The sequence below is a fragment of the Bradyrhizobium sp. BR 10289 genome, from assembly GCF_019455385.1.
In the GTDB taxonomy this organism is placed as follows: Bacteria; Pseudomonadota; Alphaproteobacteria; order Rhizobiales; family Xanthobacteraceae; genus Bradyrhizobium.
The window spans coordinates 52,992-67,022 of sequence record NZ_JACOFR010000036.1; the positions used below are offsets into that span (position 1 = coordinate 52,992).

The window sequence follows — 14,031 nt, forward strand, 5'->3', positions numbered from 1 at the left end:
CGGGCCGGTCTAACCTCGCCGCATGAACTGGGACGATCTGCGCATCATTGCCGCCGTCAGGGACGAGGGCACTTACGCCGGCGCCAGTGCGCGGCTGCGCATTGACGAGACCACGGTCGGCCGCAGGCTGTCGCGCATCGAGCGTGCGCTCGGCGTGCGCCTGTTCGAGGCCGCCGACGGCGTTCGCAGGCCGACGCGGCAATGCGAGGCGGTGCTGGCGCATGTCGAGGCGATGGCCGCGCATGCCGCCGAGATCGGCCGCGTGGGCGACAGCCTGGAAGGTCCGGTGGGGCGCCTGCGCATCGCCTCCACCAACACGGTCGCAGAAGAGGTGTTGTCGCCGCGCGCGAGCGATTTCCTGCGCGCCAATCCCGGCCTGACACTGCAATTCCTCACCTCGAGCGAGAACGTCAAATTCTCGCGCTGGGAGGCCGATCTCGCCATCCGCCTGCGCAAGCCCGACAAGGGCGACTTCGCGATCTCCAGGCTCGGCGATATCAAGCTGTACTATTTCGAGCCCGCCACAACCGAGGGCGAGCCGATGCTGTGCGTCTATCCGGACGAACTCGGCGCCATTCCGGAGATGCAATTCCTGCGCACCAGGAAAGCCCGGACGCGCTGCGTCACCGACAACGTTCGCGTCATCCGCAGCCTGATCCGCGCGCATCAGGCCGCCGGCGTGTTGCCGGAATATCTTTGCGCGGACCTGCTAGCCGATCGCCGCCTGCGCGCCACGCTGCTGCCGAAACGGCGCGATGCCTGGCTGCTCGTGCAAAACCACCTCAAGCGCGACGCCGCAACGCGCGTGACCATCGACTGGGTGAGGGCGTGTTTCCAGCAGATGGCGCGCGCGTGAGGCTGGTGGAGGGCGCGATGCTCCGTCGCGAAAGGCCTGGTGAACGCCTGCGCGCGCCCACGCGACCAAACCCATGAGAGGGGATTGCACGCGCGCAAAGGTTGCGTAATCTCACGGCGACCATCACGAGCTTGATCAGGGCAGCCAATGACCACTTTCGAGCAGACCATCCGTCCCTCGGCGCAATCGCGCGAATGGAAGGCGATCCTCGTCCTGATCCTGCTAGTGCCGGTGCTGTGGTCGCCGCCCTTCCTGTTTCGCTTCTTCCTGTATCAGCCCTTCAACATCCCCTCGAATTCGATGGCGCCGACGTTGATGGTTGGCGACTATGTCTTTGCCGCGAAGTTTGCCTATGGCTACGACCGCTATTCGCTGCCGTTCGCGCCGTCCTGGTTTTCGGGCCGCATCTTCGCCGCCGATCCGGATTACGGCGACGTCGTCGTCTTCCGGACGCCGAAAGATACCTCGGTGGACTACGTCAAGCGTGTGGTGGCGCTGCCCGGCGACAAGGTCCAGATGCGGAACGGCCAGCTCATCCTCAATGACAGGCCGGTGACCCGCGCAGCGCTTGCGGCGGTGGCCGGCGGGGCCGCCTGCAGCACCGACGCCGCCACGAAGATCAAGCGCTGGCGCGAGACGCTGCCGAACGGCGCGAGCTACGTCACCTATGACTGCGCCGACAACGGCTACATGGACGATACCAGCGTCTACACCGTGCCGCCGGGCCATTTCTTCGTGCTCGGCGACAACCGCGACAACTCGACCGACAGCCGCTTTCCGGCGCAGATGGGCTACATCCCCATGGACAATCTCGTCGGCAAGGTGACGCGGATCTTCTGGTCCCTCGACGACAACGGCCGGCTGCGCGGCGAGCGGATGGGGAAGGTGTGGTGAGGACAGGCTGCCTCCACTCGTCATTCCGGGGCGACGCGGAGCGTCGAGCCCGGAATCCATTTATCCGCGAGGTCAGACCGCAATTTGTGGATACAGATCAATCCATTGAGGATTCTTCTCCTCAATGAGCCGGATTTTCCATTCCCTCCGCCACTTCTTCAGCTCTTTCTCGCGTGTGATCGCAGTGACGGGATCGTCGTAGATCTCGAACCACACCAACCGGCTGACAGAGTATCGTTTACTGAACCCAGCGATCACTTTGCTCTTATGTTCGTACGTGCGGCGAACGATGTTGTTCGTCACGCCCAGATAGAGCGTGCCGTACTTCTTGCTGGCGAGGAGGTAGACGTAATAGGCCATGAGCAAGTGGTGAAATGGATTCCGGGCTCGGCGCTTTGCGCCGCCCCGGAATGACGGAAGAATAATGCTACCATAGAGTGTATCGCCCTCAAACAAAAACCCCGGCATCGCTGCCGGGGTTTCGCATTTCGTCGTTTGCCAGAACGGCCGGATCAGAAGTCCATGCCGCCCATGCCGCCGCCCGGGGGCATCGCCGGACCGGCGCCGCCCTTCTTGGGCAGCTCGGCGACCATGGCTTCCGTGGTGATCAGCAGCGCGGCAACCGAGGCAGCGTTCTGGATCGCGGTACGGACCACCTTGGTCGGGTCGATGATGCCCTTCTTGACGAGGTCGGCATATTCGCCGGTCTGGGAGTCGAAGCCGTAATTGTAGGTCTTGTTCTCCAGGATCTTGCCGACGATCACCGAGCCGTCTTCACCGGCGTTGATCGCGATCTGGCGAGCGGGAGCCGACAGCGCCTTGCGCACGATCTCGACGCCGGTCTTCTGGTCGTCGTTCTTGGTGCGCAGGCCCTTGAGCTGCTCGGAGGCACGGAGCAGGGCGACGCCGCCGCCCGGGACGATGCCTTCCTCGACTGCCGCGCGGGTCGCATGCATCGCGTCATCAACGCGATCCTTGCGCTCCTTCACCTCGACCTCGGTCGCGCCGCCGACGCGGATCACCGCGACGCCACCCGCGAGCTTGGCCAGACGCTCCTGGAGCTTCTCACGGTCGTAGTCCGAGGTGGTCTCCTCGATCTGCGCCTTGATCTGGGCCACGCGCGCCTCGATGTCGGCCTTCTTGCCGGCGCCGTTGACGATCGTGGTGTTCTCCTTGTCGATCATCACCTTCTTGGCGCGACCGAGCATGTTGAGCGTGACGTTCTCGAGCTTGATGCCGAGATCTTCCGAGATCGCCTGGCCGCCGGTCAGGATCGCGATGTCCTGCAGCATGGCCTTGCGGCGATCGCCGAAGCCCGGAGCCTTGACGGCCGCGACCTTCAGGCCGCCGCGCAGACGGTTCACGACCAGGGTCGCGAGCGCTTCGCCTTCGACGTCTTCCGCGACGATGACCAGCGGCTTGCCGGTCTGCACCACGGCCTCGAGCAGCGGCAGCAGCTCGTTCAGCGAGGAGAGCTTCTTCTCGTTGATGAGGATGTAGGCGTCGTCCATCTCAACGCGCATCTTGTCGGCGTTGGTGACGAAGTAGGGCGAGATGTAGCCGCGGTCGAACTGCATGCCCTCGACGACGTCGAGCTCGGTCTCGAGCGACTTGGCTTCCTCGACGGTGATGACACCCTCGTTGCCGACCTTCTTCATGGCGTCGGAGAGGAACTTGCCGATCTCCTGGTCGCCGTTCGCCGAGATGGTGCCGACCTGGGCGATCTCGTCGTTCGAGGTGACCTTCTTGGAGTTCTTCTGCAGGTCCGCAACCACGGCCTCGACCGCGAGGTCGATACCGCGCTTGAGGTCCATCGGGTTCATGCCGGCGGCAACCGACTTGGCGCCTTCCTTCACGATCGCCTGGGCGAGCACGGTGGCGGTGGTGGTGCCGTCGCCGGCAGCGTCTGCCGACTTCGAGGCGACTTCGCGCACCATCTGCGCGCCCATGTTCTCGAACTTGTCGTCGAGCTCGATCTCCTTGGCGACGGTGACGCCGTCCTTGGTGATGCGGGGAGCGCCGAACGACTTGTCGAGCACGACGTTACGGCCCTTCGGACCGAGCGTGACCTTCACCGCGTTGGCGAGAACGTCGACGCCGCGCAGCATCTTGTCGCGCGCTTCAACCGAGAATTTGACTTCTTTGGCTGCCATCTGGATTTTTCCTTGGATGAGTTATGACTGGAGGGGAAGAGGGGCTGTTAGGCCGCCTTCTTCTTGGAAGCGGGGACGTCGAGGACGCCCATGATGTCGCTTTCCTTCATGATCAGGAGATCGACGCCGTCGATCTTGACCTCGGTGCCGGACCACTTGCCGAACAGGACGCGATCGCCAACCTTCAGGTCGATCGGGATCAGCTTGCCAGCCTCGTCGCGGCCACCGGGACCCACGGCGACGACTTCACCCTGCGAGGGCTTTTCCTTGGCAGTGTCGGGAATGATGATGCCGCCGGCGGTCTTCTCTTCTGCGTCGATGCGCTTGACCACGACGCGGTCGTGAAGCGGACGGAAATTCATGCAGTCCTCCTAAGCAATTGCTCGGGTTGATGATTTCAGATTGTTAGCAGTCGTTGCCCGCGAGTGCCAGTGCAGGCGCAGCTGAAATAAGCCAGGATTTTTCCGGGAGCAAGGGTTTGTAGCAAAAAAATCAGCACTCGAAAGCGCCGATTGCCAGAATTCCATCCCATCGTTAACCGGCCCGCCGGACCGTATTAGCACGGGCTGGCATCTGCTGCTAACGCATTGAATTTCAACAGCTTGTTAAACTTTTGGGCTTGAGATGGATTATCAGTTTGCGTCACATTTCTCTCATGTGAGCGCATCGTGTCGGGTGGCTCGTAAGCTCGCGTACCCGTCAAAGCCACCCCCTGAATGCGCTCCTGCAAAGGAGGCTTGGCATGGGACTGCGCGTTGGGGGCGTTTCCGAGGATTTCCGGAAACAGATGTTGGGCTACGGGCTGACGACAGCCCAAATTCTCTACCGGATGCCGGACCACCCGGCGCTGCTGCAGACTTACGTCTGGCAGAACTACGACATGTTCCCGAAATTTCCGGCGCTCAAGGATTTCCTGGCGTTCTGGCAGGAGAAGCTCGACGGCCCGCTGCATTCGGTGACGGTCGCGCATTCCAAGCTGATCAAGCCCGCCGAACTCCGCGCCGTCGACGGCGTGTTCCGGCTGAATTGACACGAGCGCCGCTCTTGCAGTCGGCACCGGTCTTGTAGGGTGGGCAAAGGCGCGCTCTTGGCGCGCCGTGCCCACCATCTCTCTCCAATCACACTCAGAACGTGGGCACGCTCCGCTTTGCTCACCCTACGACATCTCGTTCTGTGCTAGCCTCCACCCATAACAACAGGGGAGGCTTTCCATGGCCAAGAAAACAAAATCGCGCAGTGCATCGCAAGCCGCGATCAAGAAGCGGAGCGGCGCCAAGGCCGCGGCGCGATCCACGGCCCGCAAGGCGGTGAAGACGAAAGCGCGCACGGCCGCCCCGAAAAAGCCCGCCCGCCCGAAGCAGCGCATCGCCATCAGCCATCACCGCGAGGAAGATTTCAAGGCCGACGGCCTGCGCGCCTACGCCAAATATCGGGACCTCGGCATTGCCGAAGCTTCGCACGGCTTGGCACAGGCCCACGTCATCCGCTTGCAAGGCCCCTGCGATCCAAATGAAGTGTCAAAACTGCACTTCCACGACGTCGACTTCCAGATGGTCTACGTCCTCAAGGGCTGGGTGAAGACCTACATGGACGGCCAGGGCGAGACCCTGATGGAGGAAGGCAGCGCCTGGACCCAGCCGCCGAAGATCAAGCACATGATCCTGGATTATTCGGACGACGTCGAACTGCTGGAAGTAATCCTGCCGGCGGAGTTCAAGACTGTGGAGTTGAAGGCGTAAGCGTTCGACTCCCTCCGCCGTCATTGCGAGGAGTCCTTTGCTGCGCTCGCAATGACGAGCGAGAGACCGCCGACTCCATCAAACATATCGTGAGCGTCCCCCGGCACATTCGCTAAAAGGCACGCAATCCGGGAAACCGGACCGTTACTAGTCGCAAGGTTCCCGCGCCTCTCCGCGCCGGCGGTAACAACTCGAAAATACCTCTCGCATCAACTCAAGGCTGTAAAAATGCGGGAGATGCTTTCATGGCGACCAACACATTTGGCCGACGCGGCGTCGTGGTGTCGCCCCCGCGTGGCTCGTTTCAACCTGTCTCGCTTCCACCACCCGCCGCGCCGATCGTTCCCCGGCCCCTCTCCGATGAGGAGCCGCTGTTTCGCGACAACAAGCTGCTCTCCGATATCCCTTTCCTCACCATTGGCCTGATTTTCGTTCTGCTGCTGGTCTATGCGCTGCAACGCAGCCTGACCATCGACATTGCCAAGGACGGCTCGCTCGATATCCGCTCGCTGATCGCTCAGGGCGCGTCCGGGTACGATCTGGTTGTCGGACGGGGAGAGTGGTGGCGGATCGGCCTTGCACCGCTTCTGCATGGCAGCCAGTGGCACCTCATCGGCAACTGCGTCGCGCTGTTCATCGTCGGCGTCAGGCTGGAGAGCCTGATCGGCCGTGGCTGGTTTTCGCTGATCTTCGTCGCCAGCGCCATCGCCGGCGAAGCCGGCTCGCTGCTCGGCAATGGTCCCGCCGTCGCGGTCGGCGTCGGTGCGTCCGGCGCCATCACCGGGCTCATCGCCGCGCTGTTCGTTGCGAGCTTCGAGCCGGAGGCGGACGCCGCTCAAACGATCTCGCGGCTGAAGACCTCGCTCTTCTTCGGCGTTCCCGCGCTGCTGCCGCTGGCCTTCGGCGCCTCCGGCAATGTCAACTATTATGCCCATGCAGGCGGTGCGGTGGCCGGCGCCGCGCTTGCCATCACGCCGTGGCTGGCGTTCTGGTCCTATGAGAGCCTGCCGCGGAGCGCCGGCATGACGTTGCTCGCGGGATTGGCGGCATCCCTGGTCTGTGCCGGCTTTGCCGCCATGCACTACTCGTCCTACATGGCCGATGCCGTGCAGTACATCCGCGCGTCGGAAGCGCCGGCGAATGCCGAGGAGATGGCCAGCCGGTCGCTCGATCTCGTCACGCGCTATCCAAAAGACCCGCGGGCTCATCTGTTCCGTGCGATCGCCTATTTGGACAAAGCGAGCTTCAATGCCGCCGAGACGGAAGCGCGAACCGCCATGTCGCTCGCGGCCTCGGATGTCGCGGGCGGGCCGGTGCGCGCCGGCGCGCAGAGCCTGATGGCGGTGTTGCTGCTGGCGCAGGGACGAACCAGCGAGGCCAAGGCCATGGCGGCCGAGCCGTGCCGTGCCAAGATGGCCGAGGTGCGTCGCATCCTGCAGAAGCAGAAATTGTGCACTTGAGATCATCCGGCATCGACTGACTACCGCCCAAGATAGCCCAATTCCTCACTCATGATCTTGCGCGCATAGTCGCTGAAGGCATCGATCAGGCGGCTGCGCGCGGCATAAGGCGGGTAGAGCAGTGCGATCGTCACGGGGACGGCAGGGCTGAAGGGCCGTGTGACCAAAGCCGCGCCCGCGCTTTCGTCGTGCGCGGCAACCGGGTTGATGATGCTGATGCCGAGGCCGGCCGCGACCAGCGCACAGACCGATGCGCCGAGATCCGTCTCCGCGACGATGCGTCGCGTGACACCTGCCTGCGCGAAGATCGTATCGATGCGATCGTGGAGCGGGCTCCCCGTGGCGAAGGAGATGAACGCCTCGTCGGCAAAATCGGCCGGACGCAGCGTTTTCTTTTGCGCAAGGCGATGCCCCTTCGGCAGGATCGCGACGCATTTCGTCTTGAGCACGGGCTCGATCGTCACGCCCGCAACCTCGCCGTAGAGCATGGCGAGCCCGGTGTCGCAAAGCCCGGAGCTGACCCAATCGTGCACGGCGCTTGCCGTGCCGGATCGGATCGAGATCATCACGTGCGGATAGTCGATCTTGAAGCGCGCCGCGATGTGCGTCAGCAGACCGCCGGCCAGGCGCGGCATCGCCGCGACGCTGAGCCGCCCCATGCCGAAGGAGCGGATGCTGGCTGCGCTGGCCTCGAGGCCGGCGAGGCCGATGAAAGTCTTCTCGACCTCCTGGAAGAAGCGCGATCCGTCCACGGTCGGGCGGAGGCGGCCGCCGCTGCGGTCGAACAGCGGGAGTTGCGTGATTGCTTCCAACTGTCCGATCAGCCGGCTGATCTGGGGCTGCGAGGTGTGCATGCGCTGGGCAGCCTGCGTCATCGATCCCGTCTGGAACACGGCCCGAAAAGCTTCCACGTGCTTCAGGCCCATGCGTCTGGCGGCCATATCAAATCCGTATAGGCGAGTGTGAAACTGGAATTTCCATCAGATCGGGCTTTTAGACGATAGTCCAGAGCATGAAGCCGTTGGCGGGAAGCTGTCCCGTGGCTGACGCCGCGGGCGGGCATTCGCGACGAGAGGGGGACGACATGAAAGCGACGATCATCAAGGCATTGGCCACGGCGACCGCCGCTGCATGTCTTCTTTCGAACCTGGCCATGGCGGAGGGGACGGGCAGGCTGGACAAGATCCGTGAGACCGGCGCGATCACCTTGGGTTATCCCGAGACCTCGGTGCCCTTTGCCTATCTCGACGCCGACCAGAAGCCGATCGGCTACACCGTGGAAATCTGCGAACAGGTGGTGCAGTCGATCAAGGCGGCTCTCAAGCTCCCCAAGCTCGAAGTTCGTTACGCCCCCATAACCTCGGCCACACGCATTCAGCTGCTGGCCAACGGCACCATCGATCTCGAATGCGGCAACACGACCAATAATGTCGAGCGGCATAAGCTGGTCGCCTTTGCGCCGACCACTTTTGTTGCGCAGGTCGTTCTCGTCGCGCGGAAGGATGGCGGGGTCGATGTCAACGACCCGAATTCGTTTCGCGGCAAGGCCATCGCCGCCCAGGCCGGCGGTCAGACGTTCAAGGTGATTACGCTGATCAATGCCAAGAACAATCTCGGTATCACGGTCGTGCCGGGCAAGGACACTGCCGAGACCTTCCTGATGCTGTCGACCGGCCGGGTGGCCGGCACAGCCAACGATGACGGTCTCGCCTATGCCACGGTTGCCACGTCCAGGACGCCGGATGATTTCGTCATCGGCAGCAAGGGCCTCGAGACCGCGCCTTACGGCATCGTCGAGCCCAAGGATGATCCTGCCTTCAAGAAGGTGGTCGACGACGCCGTGATTGACCTGATGAAGAGCGGGCGGATTGCGGCGCTCTACGACAAATATTTCAATTCACCGATCCCGCCGCACGGCCTCAATCTGAAATTTCCGATGAGCGCCGCCCTCAAGCGGGCGCTGGCGAACCCGACCGATTCCGGCGACCCGGCGGTCTACGAATAATGCGCAAGGCGCTCGAGGAAGTCCGTCATGATACATCGAGATGAAATGAATGCGGCGGCCGTCGAGTTGCCGCCCATCGACCTGCGCAGCGATACGGTCACCAAACCGACCGAGGCGATGTATGCCCGCATGGCCTCGGCGCCGCTGGGCGATGACGGGCTGGACGGCGATCCCACGGCGCGGGAGCTGGAGGCCGTCGCGGCTGCGGCGCTGGGCAAGGAAGCCGGCCTGTTCGTGCCGAGCTGCACCATGGCCAATCTGCTGGCGACGCTCGCGCAGTCGGAGCGCAGCGAGCAGGTGGTGCTGGAGTCGACGGCGCATATGTATGTGTCCGAACGAGGCGCGGCGACGTTTACGGGGCTGTTCCACCTTCCTGTCGCAGGCAACGCCGGCGCGATGGACCTGAATGTGCTCGAGGACGCCCTGCAGGGCGAGGGACTCAAGCTCAGGACCGCCCTTGTCGCGATGGAAACCTCCCACAACAATGCCAGCGGCGCCGTGCTGCCGCTGGAGCACATGCAGGCTGTGCACGCCATGGCCGCATCCCGGGGCGTGCCGGTGCATCTCGACGGAGCGCGGATCTTCAACGCCGCGACGGCCCTTGGCGTGGCGCCGGATCAGGTCGCGAAGCATTGTGACACCGTCGCCCTGTGTCTGTCCAAGGGCCTGAGCGCGCCGGCCGGCGCCGTGCTCGCCGGGCCGCGCGCCGTGATCGACAACAGCCGCAGGTTTCGCCGCATGCTGGGAGGTTCGCAGCGGCAGATCGGCATCCTCGCCGCAGCCGGCCTCGAGGCCGTTCAGGTCATGGGTCAGCGTCTGGCGGAGGATCACCGGCGGGCGCGCGCCCTCAGTGATGCATTGAACAAGATGCATCCAAAGCTCAGCGCGACGATCCCGCAGACGAATATCCTGCAGGTCGATGTCTCTCGCTCCGGGCGTGACGCGGCCGCTTGGTCTGCGGCGCTGGAGCAGGCGGGCGTGAAGGCAAGACCCTGGGGCAAGCAGCGATTGCGCTGCGTGACCCACCGCCATATCGACGATGCGGCGATCGATCGCGCCGTTGCGGCATTTCGCACGGCGGCTGCGGCTTTGGCTTAGAGAATCCGCCAATGTAAATCGGAGAGTTCGTAGCCCGGATGGAGCGCAGCGAAATCCGGGAAAGTCTCTCCGTGGAGGTGGTCGTCCCGGATTGCGCTGCGCTCCATCCGGGCTACGGTACCTCAGCTCAACACCCCCACCACCGCTCCCATCAGGCAAGTCGTCAGCGTCCCCGACACGATCGACTTCAGCCCGAGCGCATTGATCTCCTCGCGCCGCTCCGGCGCCATGACGCCGAGGCCGCCGATCATGATGCCGAGGCTGGCGAAATTGGCGAAGCCGCACATCGCGTAGAGCATGATCAGGCGCGACCGCGGATCGAGCGTCCCGGGCGGCAGCTTCGAGAACTCGACATAGGCGATCAGCTCGTTCAGCACGGTCTTGGTGCCCATCAGGCTGCCGGCCGTCACCGCCTGATCCCACGGCAATCCCATCAGCCAGCACACCGGTGCCATCACCAGGCCGAGCAGGCGCTGCAGCGAGATCGCGGCGCCGCCGATATCAGGCAATAGGCCGAGGATTGCATTGACGAGATAGACAAGCGCCACCAGCACCAGCAGCATCGCGACGATGTTGATGAGAAGCTCGATCCCCGCGCTCGTGCCTTTCACGATCGCGTCCATCGTGCTGGACACTTCCATCTCCGGGTCCTCCAGCGCGCCGCCGGTGCGCTTGTCGCTCGTCTCGGGCACCATGATCAGGCTGACCAGGATCGCGGCCGGTGCACCCAGCACGGAGGCAATGACGAAATGCGCGGCGGCGTCAGGGATGAGAGGCGCAAGCAGCGTCGCATAGAGCACCAGCACGCTGCCGGCGATGCCGGCCATGCCTCCGGTCATCACCAGAAACAGTTCACTGCGGGACATCTGCGAAAGATAGGGGCGCACGAACAGCGGTGCCTCGACCATGCCGAGGAAGATGTTGGCGGCGGTCGAGAGCCCGACCGCACCGCCGACCCCGAGTGTGCGCTCCAGCAGCCAGGCCATGCCGCGGACGACAGGCGGCAGCACGCGCCAGTAGAACAGCAGCGTCGTCAGCACGCTCATGACCAGCACGATCGGCAGCGCCTGGAACGCCAGAATGAAATCGGCGCCCGGCACCTTCAGCTCGAAGGGCAGGGCGCCGCCGCCGACATAGCCGAACACGAAGGACGAGCCGGCCCGCGAGGCCGCCGATATCGCGCCGACGGCGTCGTTGATGGCGCCGAAGGCGCGGGCGACGACGGGCACCTTCAACAGCACGATCGCGGTGACGAAGGTCACGACGAGGCCGATCGCCGCCTGCCGAAGCGAGACTGCGCGCCGATTCTCTGCCAACGCGAAGGCGATCAGCAGCAATGCGAAAATGCCGAGTGCCGATTGCAAGCGCAGCATGATGTCCCCAAAGCCCGTTGATTATGGCCGCGCCAGCACTGCAAATGCAATGCCGCAAGGCTTGAGGTCCGTCCCGCTGTTGACAAGAGGGTCGGCGTCAGCCACGCGAGGCGCATCCACAGGAGCGACGTGTCAGGGGTGACCCAGCGGGCAATGCCAGAGCAGCCGATAGCCGTGAACCCGCCGGTGACGGCGAGCGAACTCCTCACCCACCGCGCCTTCCTGCTCTTCGTGCTCTCGCGCAGCCTGTCGCGTTTCTCCAGCCAGATCGCAGCGGTCGCAATCGGCTGGCAGATCTACGATCTCACCGCCTCGGCCTTCGACCTCGGCATGGTCGGCCTGGTCCAGTTCCTGCCGACCGCGCTGCTGGTGTTCGTCGCCGGCCACGCCGCCGACCGTTTCGAGCGCAAGCGCGTGGTCCAGCTCTGCCAGCTCGTCGAAGCCGCGACCGCGCTCTATCTCGGCGTCATCACTTATCTGGGAGCGGTCAGCGAGGTCCAGATCTTCATCGCGACCTTCGTGCTCGGCATTGCCGGCGCCTTCGAGAGCCCGACCACCGCGGCGTTGCTGCCGGCGATCGCGCCGCAGGGATCGCTCCAGCGCGCCACGGCCGTTGCGAGCGGGGCCGGGCAGGTCGCGACCATCACCGGTCCCGCGCTCGGCGGCTTCGCCTACGCGATTGCGCCGCATCTCGCCTATGCCGTGATGCTGCTGTTCTGGATTGTTGGCATGATCCTGACCGGCTTCATCCGCCCGCGGCCGCAGGCCATCGCCAAGGAGGGGACGGACGAGGACAACATCTTTGCCGGCGTCCGCTTCATCCGCAGCAATCCGGCGATCCTCGGCACCATCTCGCTCGATCTGTTCGCCGTGCTGTTCGGCGGCGTCACCGCGCTCCTGCCGATCTATGCCCGCGATATCCTCCAGACCGGCCCGGTTGGGTTAGGTGTGCTGCGCGCCGCGCCCGCCGTCGGCGCGTTGCTGATGACCATGGTGCTGGCGCGCCACGCCATCTCCAGGCATGTGGGCCTGCGCATGTTCCAGGCGGTGATCGTGTTCGGCCTCGCCACGGTTGTGTTCGCGCTGTCGTCCTGGATGTGGCTGTCGGTGCTGTCGCTGGCGATCTTGGGCGCAGCCGACACGATCAGCGTCGTGATCCGCTTCTCGCTGGTGCAACTGGCGACCCCTGACGAGATGCGCGGCCGCGTCGGCGCGGTGAACTTCCTCTTCATCAACGCCTCCAACCAGCTCGGCCAGTTCGAGAGCGGCGTCGCAGCCGCGCTGCTCGGCGCGATGCCAGCCGCCGTGTTCGGCGGTGTCTGCACGGTGGCGGTGGCGTTATTGTGGATGAAGCTTTTCCCATCTCTGCGGCGGGTGGAGAGCCTGGAGTAGGAGAAGGTCTCGTGTCCCGGACGCGGCGCAGCGCGCAAGCGGTGCGCCGCCGAGCCGGGACCCACGTCGCCACAGTGACGTCGTTGAGAGATGGGCCCCGGCTCAGCAGCGCGTCATTGCATGCCGCGCTGCGTCCGGGGCACGAGAGCGGCAACTACCCCCGCCCGACGAACGGCATCTTGGTCGCCATCACCGTCATGGTCAGCACGTTGGCATCGAGCGGCAGGCCGGCCATGTAGGCGACGGCATCGCCGACCGCCTTGGCATCCATGCGCGGCTCGTGCTTGGTGGTGCCGTCGGGCTGCAGCACGCCGGGGCCGTTGACCATGCGATCGGTCATCGGGGTCGCAGCATTGCCGATGTCGACCTGGCCGACCGCGATGTCATACATGCGGCCGTCGAGATTACTGGCCTTGGTCAGGCCGGTGATGGCATGCTTGGTCGAGGTGTACGCCGCCGAGAACGGCCGCGGCGCATGCGCCGAGATCGAGCCGTTGTTGATGATGCGACCGCCGCGCGGGTTTTGGTCCTTCATGATGCGGAAGGCGTGCTGGGTGCACAGGAACGGGCCGGTGAGGTTGGTGTTCACCACCGCCTGCCACTGCTCGAGGCTGAGGTCCTCGAATGGGACGGCGGGCGCGCCCATGCCGGCATTGTTGAACAGCACGTCGAGCCGGCCATAGGTCGCCTTCACCTTGTCGAACAGCGCGGCGATCTGGTCCGGCTTGGTCATGTCGGCGGTGACGCAGAGGCTTTTTCCCGCGACGCCGAGCTTGGCGGTCTCCTCGAGCATCTCCATCCGGCGGCCGACCAGCACCACGGTGAAGCCGGTGTTCATCAGCGCCAGCGACGCGGCGCGGCCCACACCGGTGCCGGCGCCCGTCACCACGGCGATCTTGTTTGCTTCACTCATCGTTTCCTGCCTTTTCTCTTCAGCTGTCAGGTTTTGGTTTCTTTGTCGTTCTTGTAGGGCGGGCGCGGGATATTTTGATGCGCGGCGCGCAAGGCCGCCGACCAGCGCGAGCGCAGATCGTGGAAATAGGGCTCGCCCGCCTCGATGC

Annotated in this window: 14 protein-coding genes and 1 pseudogene; 8 read left to right on the plus strand and 7 right to left on the minus strand. The window is 64.4% G+C overall.

From position 1 onward, the window contains the following. Positions 1-22 precede the first annotated feature (22 nt). Both HYH08_RS35085 and lepB read left to right on the plus strand, forming a co-directional pair. Positions 23-856 carry a LysR family transcriptional regulator gene (locus tag HYH08_RS35085; RefSeq protein ID WP_220014384.1) on the plus strand — a complete coding sequence of 278 codons (834 nt, stop codon included), beginning with the start codon at positions 23-25 and terminating at the stop codon, positions 854-856. 147 nt (positions 857-1,003) lie between these two features. Continuing rightward, positions 1,004-1,750, plus strand: a complete 747-nt coding sequence (lepB, locus tag HYH08_RS35090; protein WP_220014385.1) for a signal peptidase I — start codon at positions 1,004-1,006, stop codon at positions 1,748-1,750. A gap of 72 nt (positions 1,751-1,822) precedes the next feature. Here lepB and HYH08_RS35095 read toward each other — a convergent pair whose 3' ends face one another. The 3 genes from HYH08_RS35095 to HYH08_RS35105 all read right to left on the minus strand — a co-directional run bounded on the left by HYH08_RS35095 (position 1,823) and on the right by HYH08_RS35105 (position 4,265). Further along, the gene (locus tag HYH08_RS35095; protein WP_220014386.1) at positions 1,823-2,110 is read right to left on the minus strand and encodes a GIY-YIG nuclease family protein; all 288 of its coding nucleotides are present in this window, start codon (positions 2,108-2,110) and stop codon (positions 1,823-1,825) included. 152 nt (positions 2,111-2,262) lie between these two features. After that, entirely contained in the window at positions 2,263-3,903 is a 1,641-nt protein-coding gene (gene groL, locus HYH08_RS35100; RefSeq protein WP_128965592.1) for a chaperonin GroEL, read from the minus strand. A gap of 47 nt (positions 3,904-3,950) precedes the next feature. Then, positions 3,951-4,265 (minus strand): co-chaperone GroES, encoded by a 315-nt coding sequence (locus tag HYH08_RS35105; protein ID WP_220014387.1) that lies wholly within the window; start codon positions 4,263-4,265, stop codon positions 3,951-3,953. A 380-nt stretch (positions 4,266-4,645) separates the two neighbouring features. Here HYH08_RS35105 and HYH08_RS35110 point away from each other — a divergent pair, with 380 nt between their 5' ends. The 3 genes from HYH08_RS35110 (at position 4,646) to HYH08_RS35120 (ending at position 7,102) form a co-directional block, all read left to right on the plus strand. After that, on the plus strand, positions 4,646-4,933 hold the full coding sequence (locus HYH08_RS35110) for an usg protein (RefSeq protein ID WP_220014388.1): 288 nt from the start codon (positions 4,646-4,648) through the stop codon (positions 4,931-4,933). Positions 4,934-5,114: 181 nt separating this feature from the next. Further along, positions 5,115-5,642, plus strand: coding sequence for a cupin domain-containing protein (locus HYH08_RS35115; RefSeq protein WP_220014389.1), 528 nt, complete (start codon positions 5,115-5,117; stop codon positions 5,640-5,642). Positions 5,643-5,887: 245 nt separating this feature from the next. Next, complete coding sequence (locus HYH08_RS35120; RefSeq protein WP_220014390.1) at positions 5,888-7,102, plus strand: rhomboid family intramembrane serine protease; 1,215 nt, start codon at positions 5,888-5,890, stop codon at positions 7,100-7,102. Positions 7,103-7,122: 20 nt separating this feature from the next. Here the strand turns inward: HYH08_RS35120 and HYH08_RS35125 are convergent, their stop codons facing one another. Further along, complete coding sequence (locus tag HYH08_RS35125) at positions 7,123-8,043, minus strand: LysR substrate-binding domain-containing protein (RefSeq protein ID WP_220014391.1); 921 nt, start codon at positions 8,041-8,043, stop codon at positions 7,123-7,125. A gap of 143 nt (positions 8,044-8,186) precedes the next feature. Between HYH08_RS35125 and HYH08_RS35130 the strand changes: the two genes are divergently transcribed. Continuing rightward, positions 8,187-9,107, plus strand: coding sequence for an amino acid ABC transporter substrate-binding protein (locus HYH08_RS35130; RefSeq protein ID WP_220014392.1), 921 nt, complete (start codon positions 8,187-8,189; stop codon positions 9,105-9,107). A gap of 45 nt (positions 9,108-9,152) precedes the next feature. After that, on the plus strand, positions 9,153-10,205 hold the full coding sequence (locus HYH08_RS35135) for a threonine aldolase family protein (protein WP_220014393.1): 1,053 nt from the start codon (positions 9,153-9,155) through the stop codon (positions 10,203-10,205). A 122-nt stretch (positions 10,206-10,327) separates the two neighbouring features. Here the strand turns inward: HYH08_RS35135 and HYH08_RS35140 are convergent, their stop codons facing one another. Continuing rightward, positions 10,328-11,578: a NupC/NupG family nucleoside CNT transporter gene (locus HYH08_RS35140; RefSeq protein WP_220014394.1), complete on the minus strand. Its 1,251-nt coding sequence runs from the start codon at positions 11,576-11,578 to the stop codon at positions 10,328-10,330. A gap of 153 nt (positions 11,579-11,731) precedes the next feature. On the opposite strand from HYH08_RS35140, the gene HYH08_RS35145 reads away from it, so the two are divergent. Next, positions 11,732-12,970, plus strand: coding sequence for an MFS transporter (locus HYH08_RS35145; protein WP_220014395.1), 1,239 nt, complete (start codon positions 11,732-11,734; stop codon positions 12,968-12,970). A 154-nt stretch (positions 12,971-13,124) separates the two neighbouring features. On the opposite strand, the gene HYH08_RS35150 is transcribed toward HYH08_RS35145, so the two are convergent. Together HYH08_RS35150 and HYH08_RS37630 are read right to left on the minus strand one after the other, a co-directional pair. Beyond that, entirely contained in the window at positions 13,125-13,883 is a 759-nt protein-coding gene (locus HYH08_RS35150) for an SDR family oxidoreductase (protein ID WP_220014396.1), read from the minus strand. 26 nt (positions 13,884-13,909) lie between these two features. Further along, positions 13,910-14,031 (minus strand): annotated as a pseudogene (locus tag HYH08_RS37630) (peptidase); the annotation flags it as partial.

Coding starts and splice junctions, on each gene's coding strand:
- lepB (WP_220014385.1), top strand. CDS start 1,004: ATGACCACTTTCGAGCAGACCATCCGTCCCTCGGCGCAATCGCGCGAA.
- HYH08_RS35135 (WP_220014393.1), top strand. CDS start 9,153: ATGAATGCGGCGGCCGTCGAGTTGCCGCCCATCGACCTGCGCAGCGAT.
- HYH08_RS35105 (WP_220014387.1), bottom strand. CDS start 4,265: ATGAATTTCCGTCCGCTTCACGACCGCGTCGTGGTCAAGCGCATCGAC.
- HYH08_RS35115 (WP_220014389.1), top strand. CDS start 5,115: ATGGCCAAGAAAACAAAATCGCGCAGTGCATCGCAAGCCGCGATCAAG.
- HYH08_RS35150 (WP_220014396.1), bottom strand. CDS start 13,883: ATGAGTGAAGCAAACAAGATCGCCGTGGTGACGGGCGCCGGCACCGGT.
- HYH08_RS35085 (WP_220014384.1), top strand. CDS start 23: ATGAACTGGGACGATCTGCGCATCATTGCCGCCGTCAGGGACGAGGGC.
- HYH08_RS35140 (WP_220014394.1), bottom strand. CDS start 11,578: ATGCTGCGCTTGCAATCGGCACTCGGCATTTTCGCATTGCTGCTGATC.
- HYH08_RS35110 (WP_220014388.1), top strand. CDS start 4,646: ATGGGACTGCGCGTTGGGGGCGTTTCCGAGGATTTCCGGAAACAGATG.
- groL (WP_128965592.1), bottom strand. CDS start 3,903: ATGGCAGCCAAAGAAGTCAAATTCTCGGTTGAAGCGCGCGACAAGATG.
- HYH08_RS35130 (WP_220014392.1), top strand. CDS start 8,187: ATGAAAGCGACGATCATCAAGGCATTGGCCACGGCGACCGCCGCTGCA.
- HYH08_RS35095 (WP_220014386.1), bottom strand. CDS start 2,110: ATGGCCTATTACGTCTACCTCCTCGCCAGCAAGAAGTACGGCACGCTC.
- HYH08_RS35125 (WP_220014391.1), bottom strand. CDS start 8,043: ATGGCCGCCAGACGCATGGGCCTGAAGCACGTGGAAGCTTTTCGGGCC.
- HYH08_RS35120 (WP_220014390.1), top strand. CDS start 5,888: ATGGCGACCAACACATTTGGCCGACGCGGCGTCGTGGTGTCGCCCCCG.
- HYH08_RS35145 (WP_220014395.1), top strand. CDS start 11,732: ATGCCAGAGCAGCCGATAGCCGTGAACCCGCCGGTGACGGCGAGCGAA.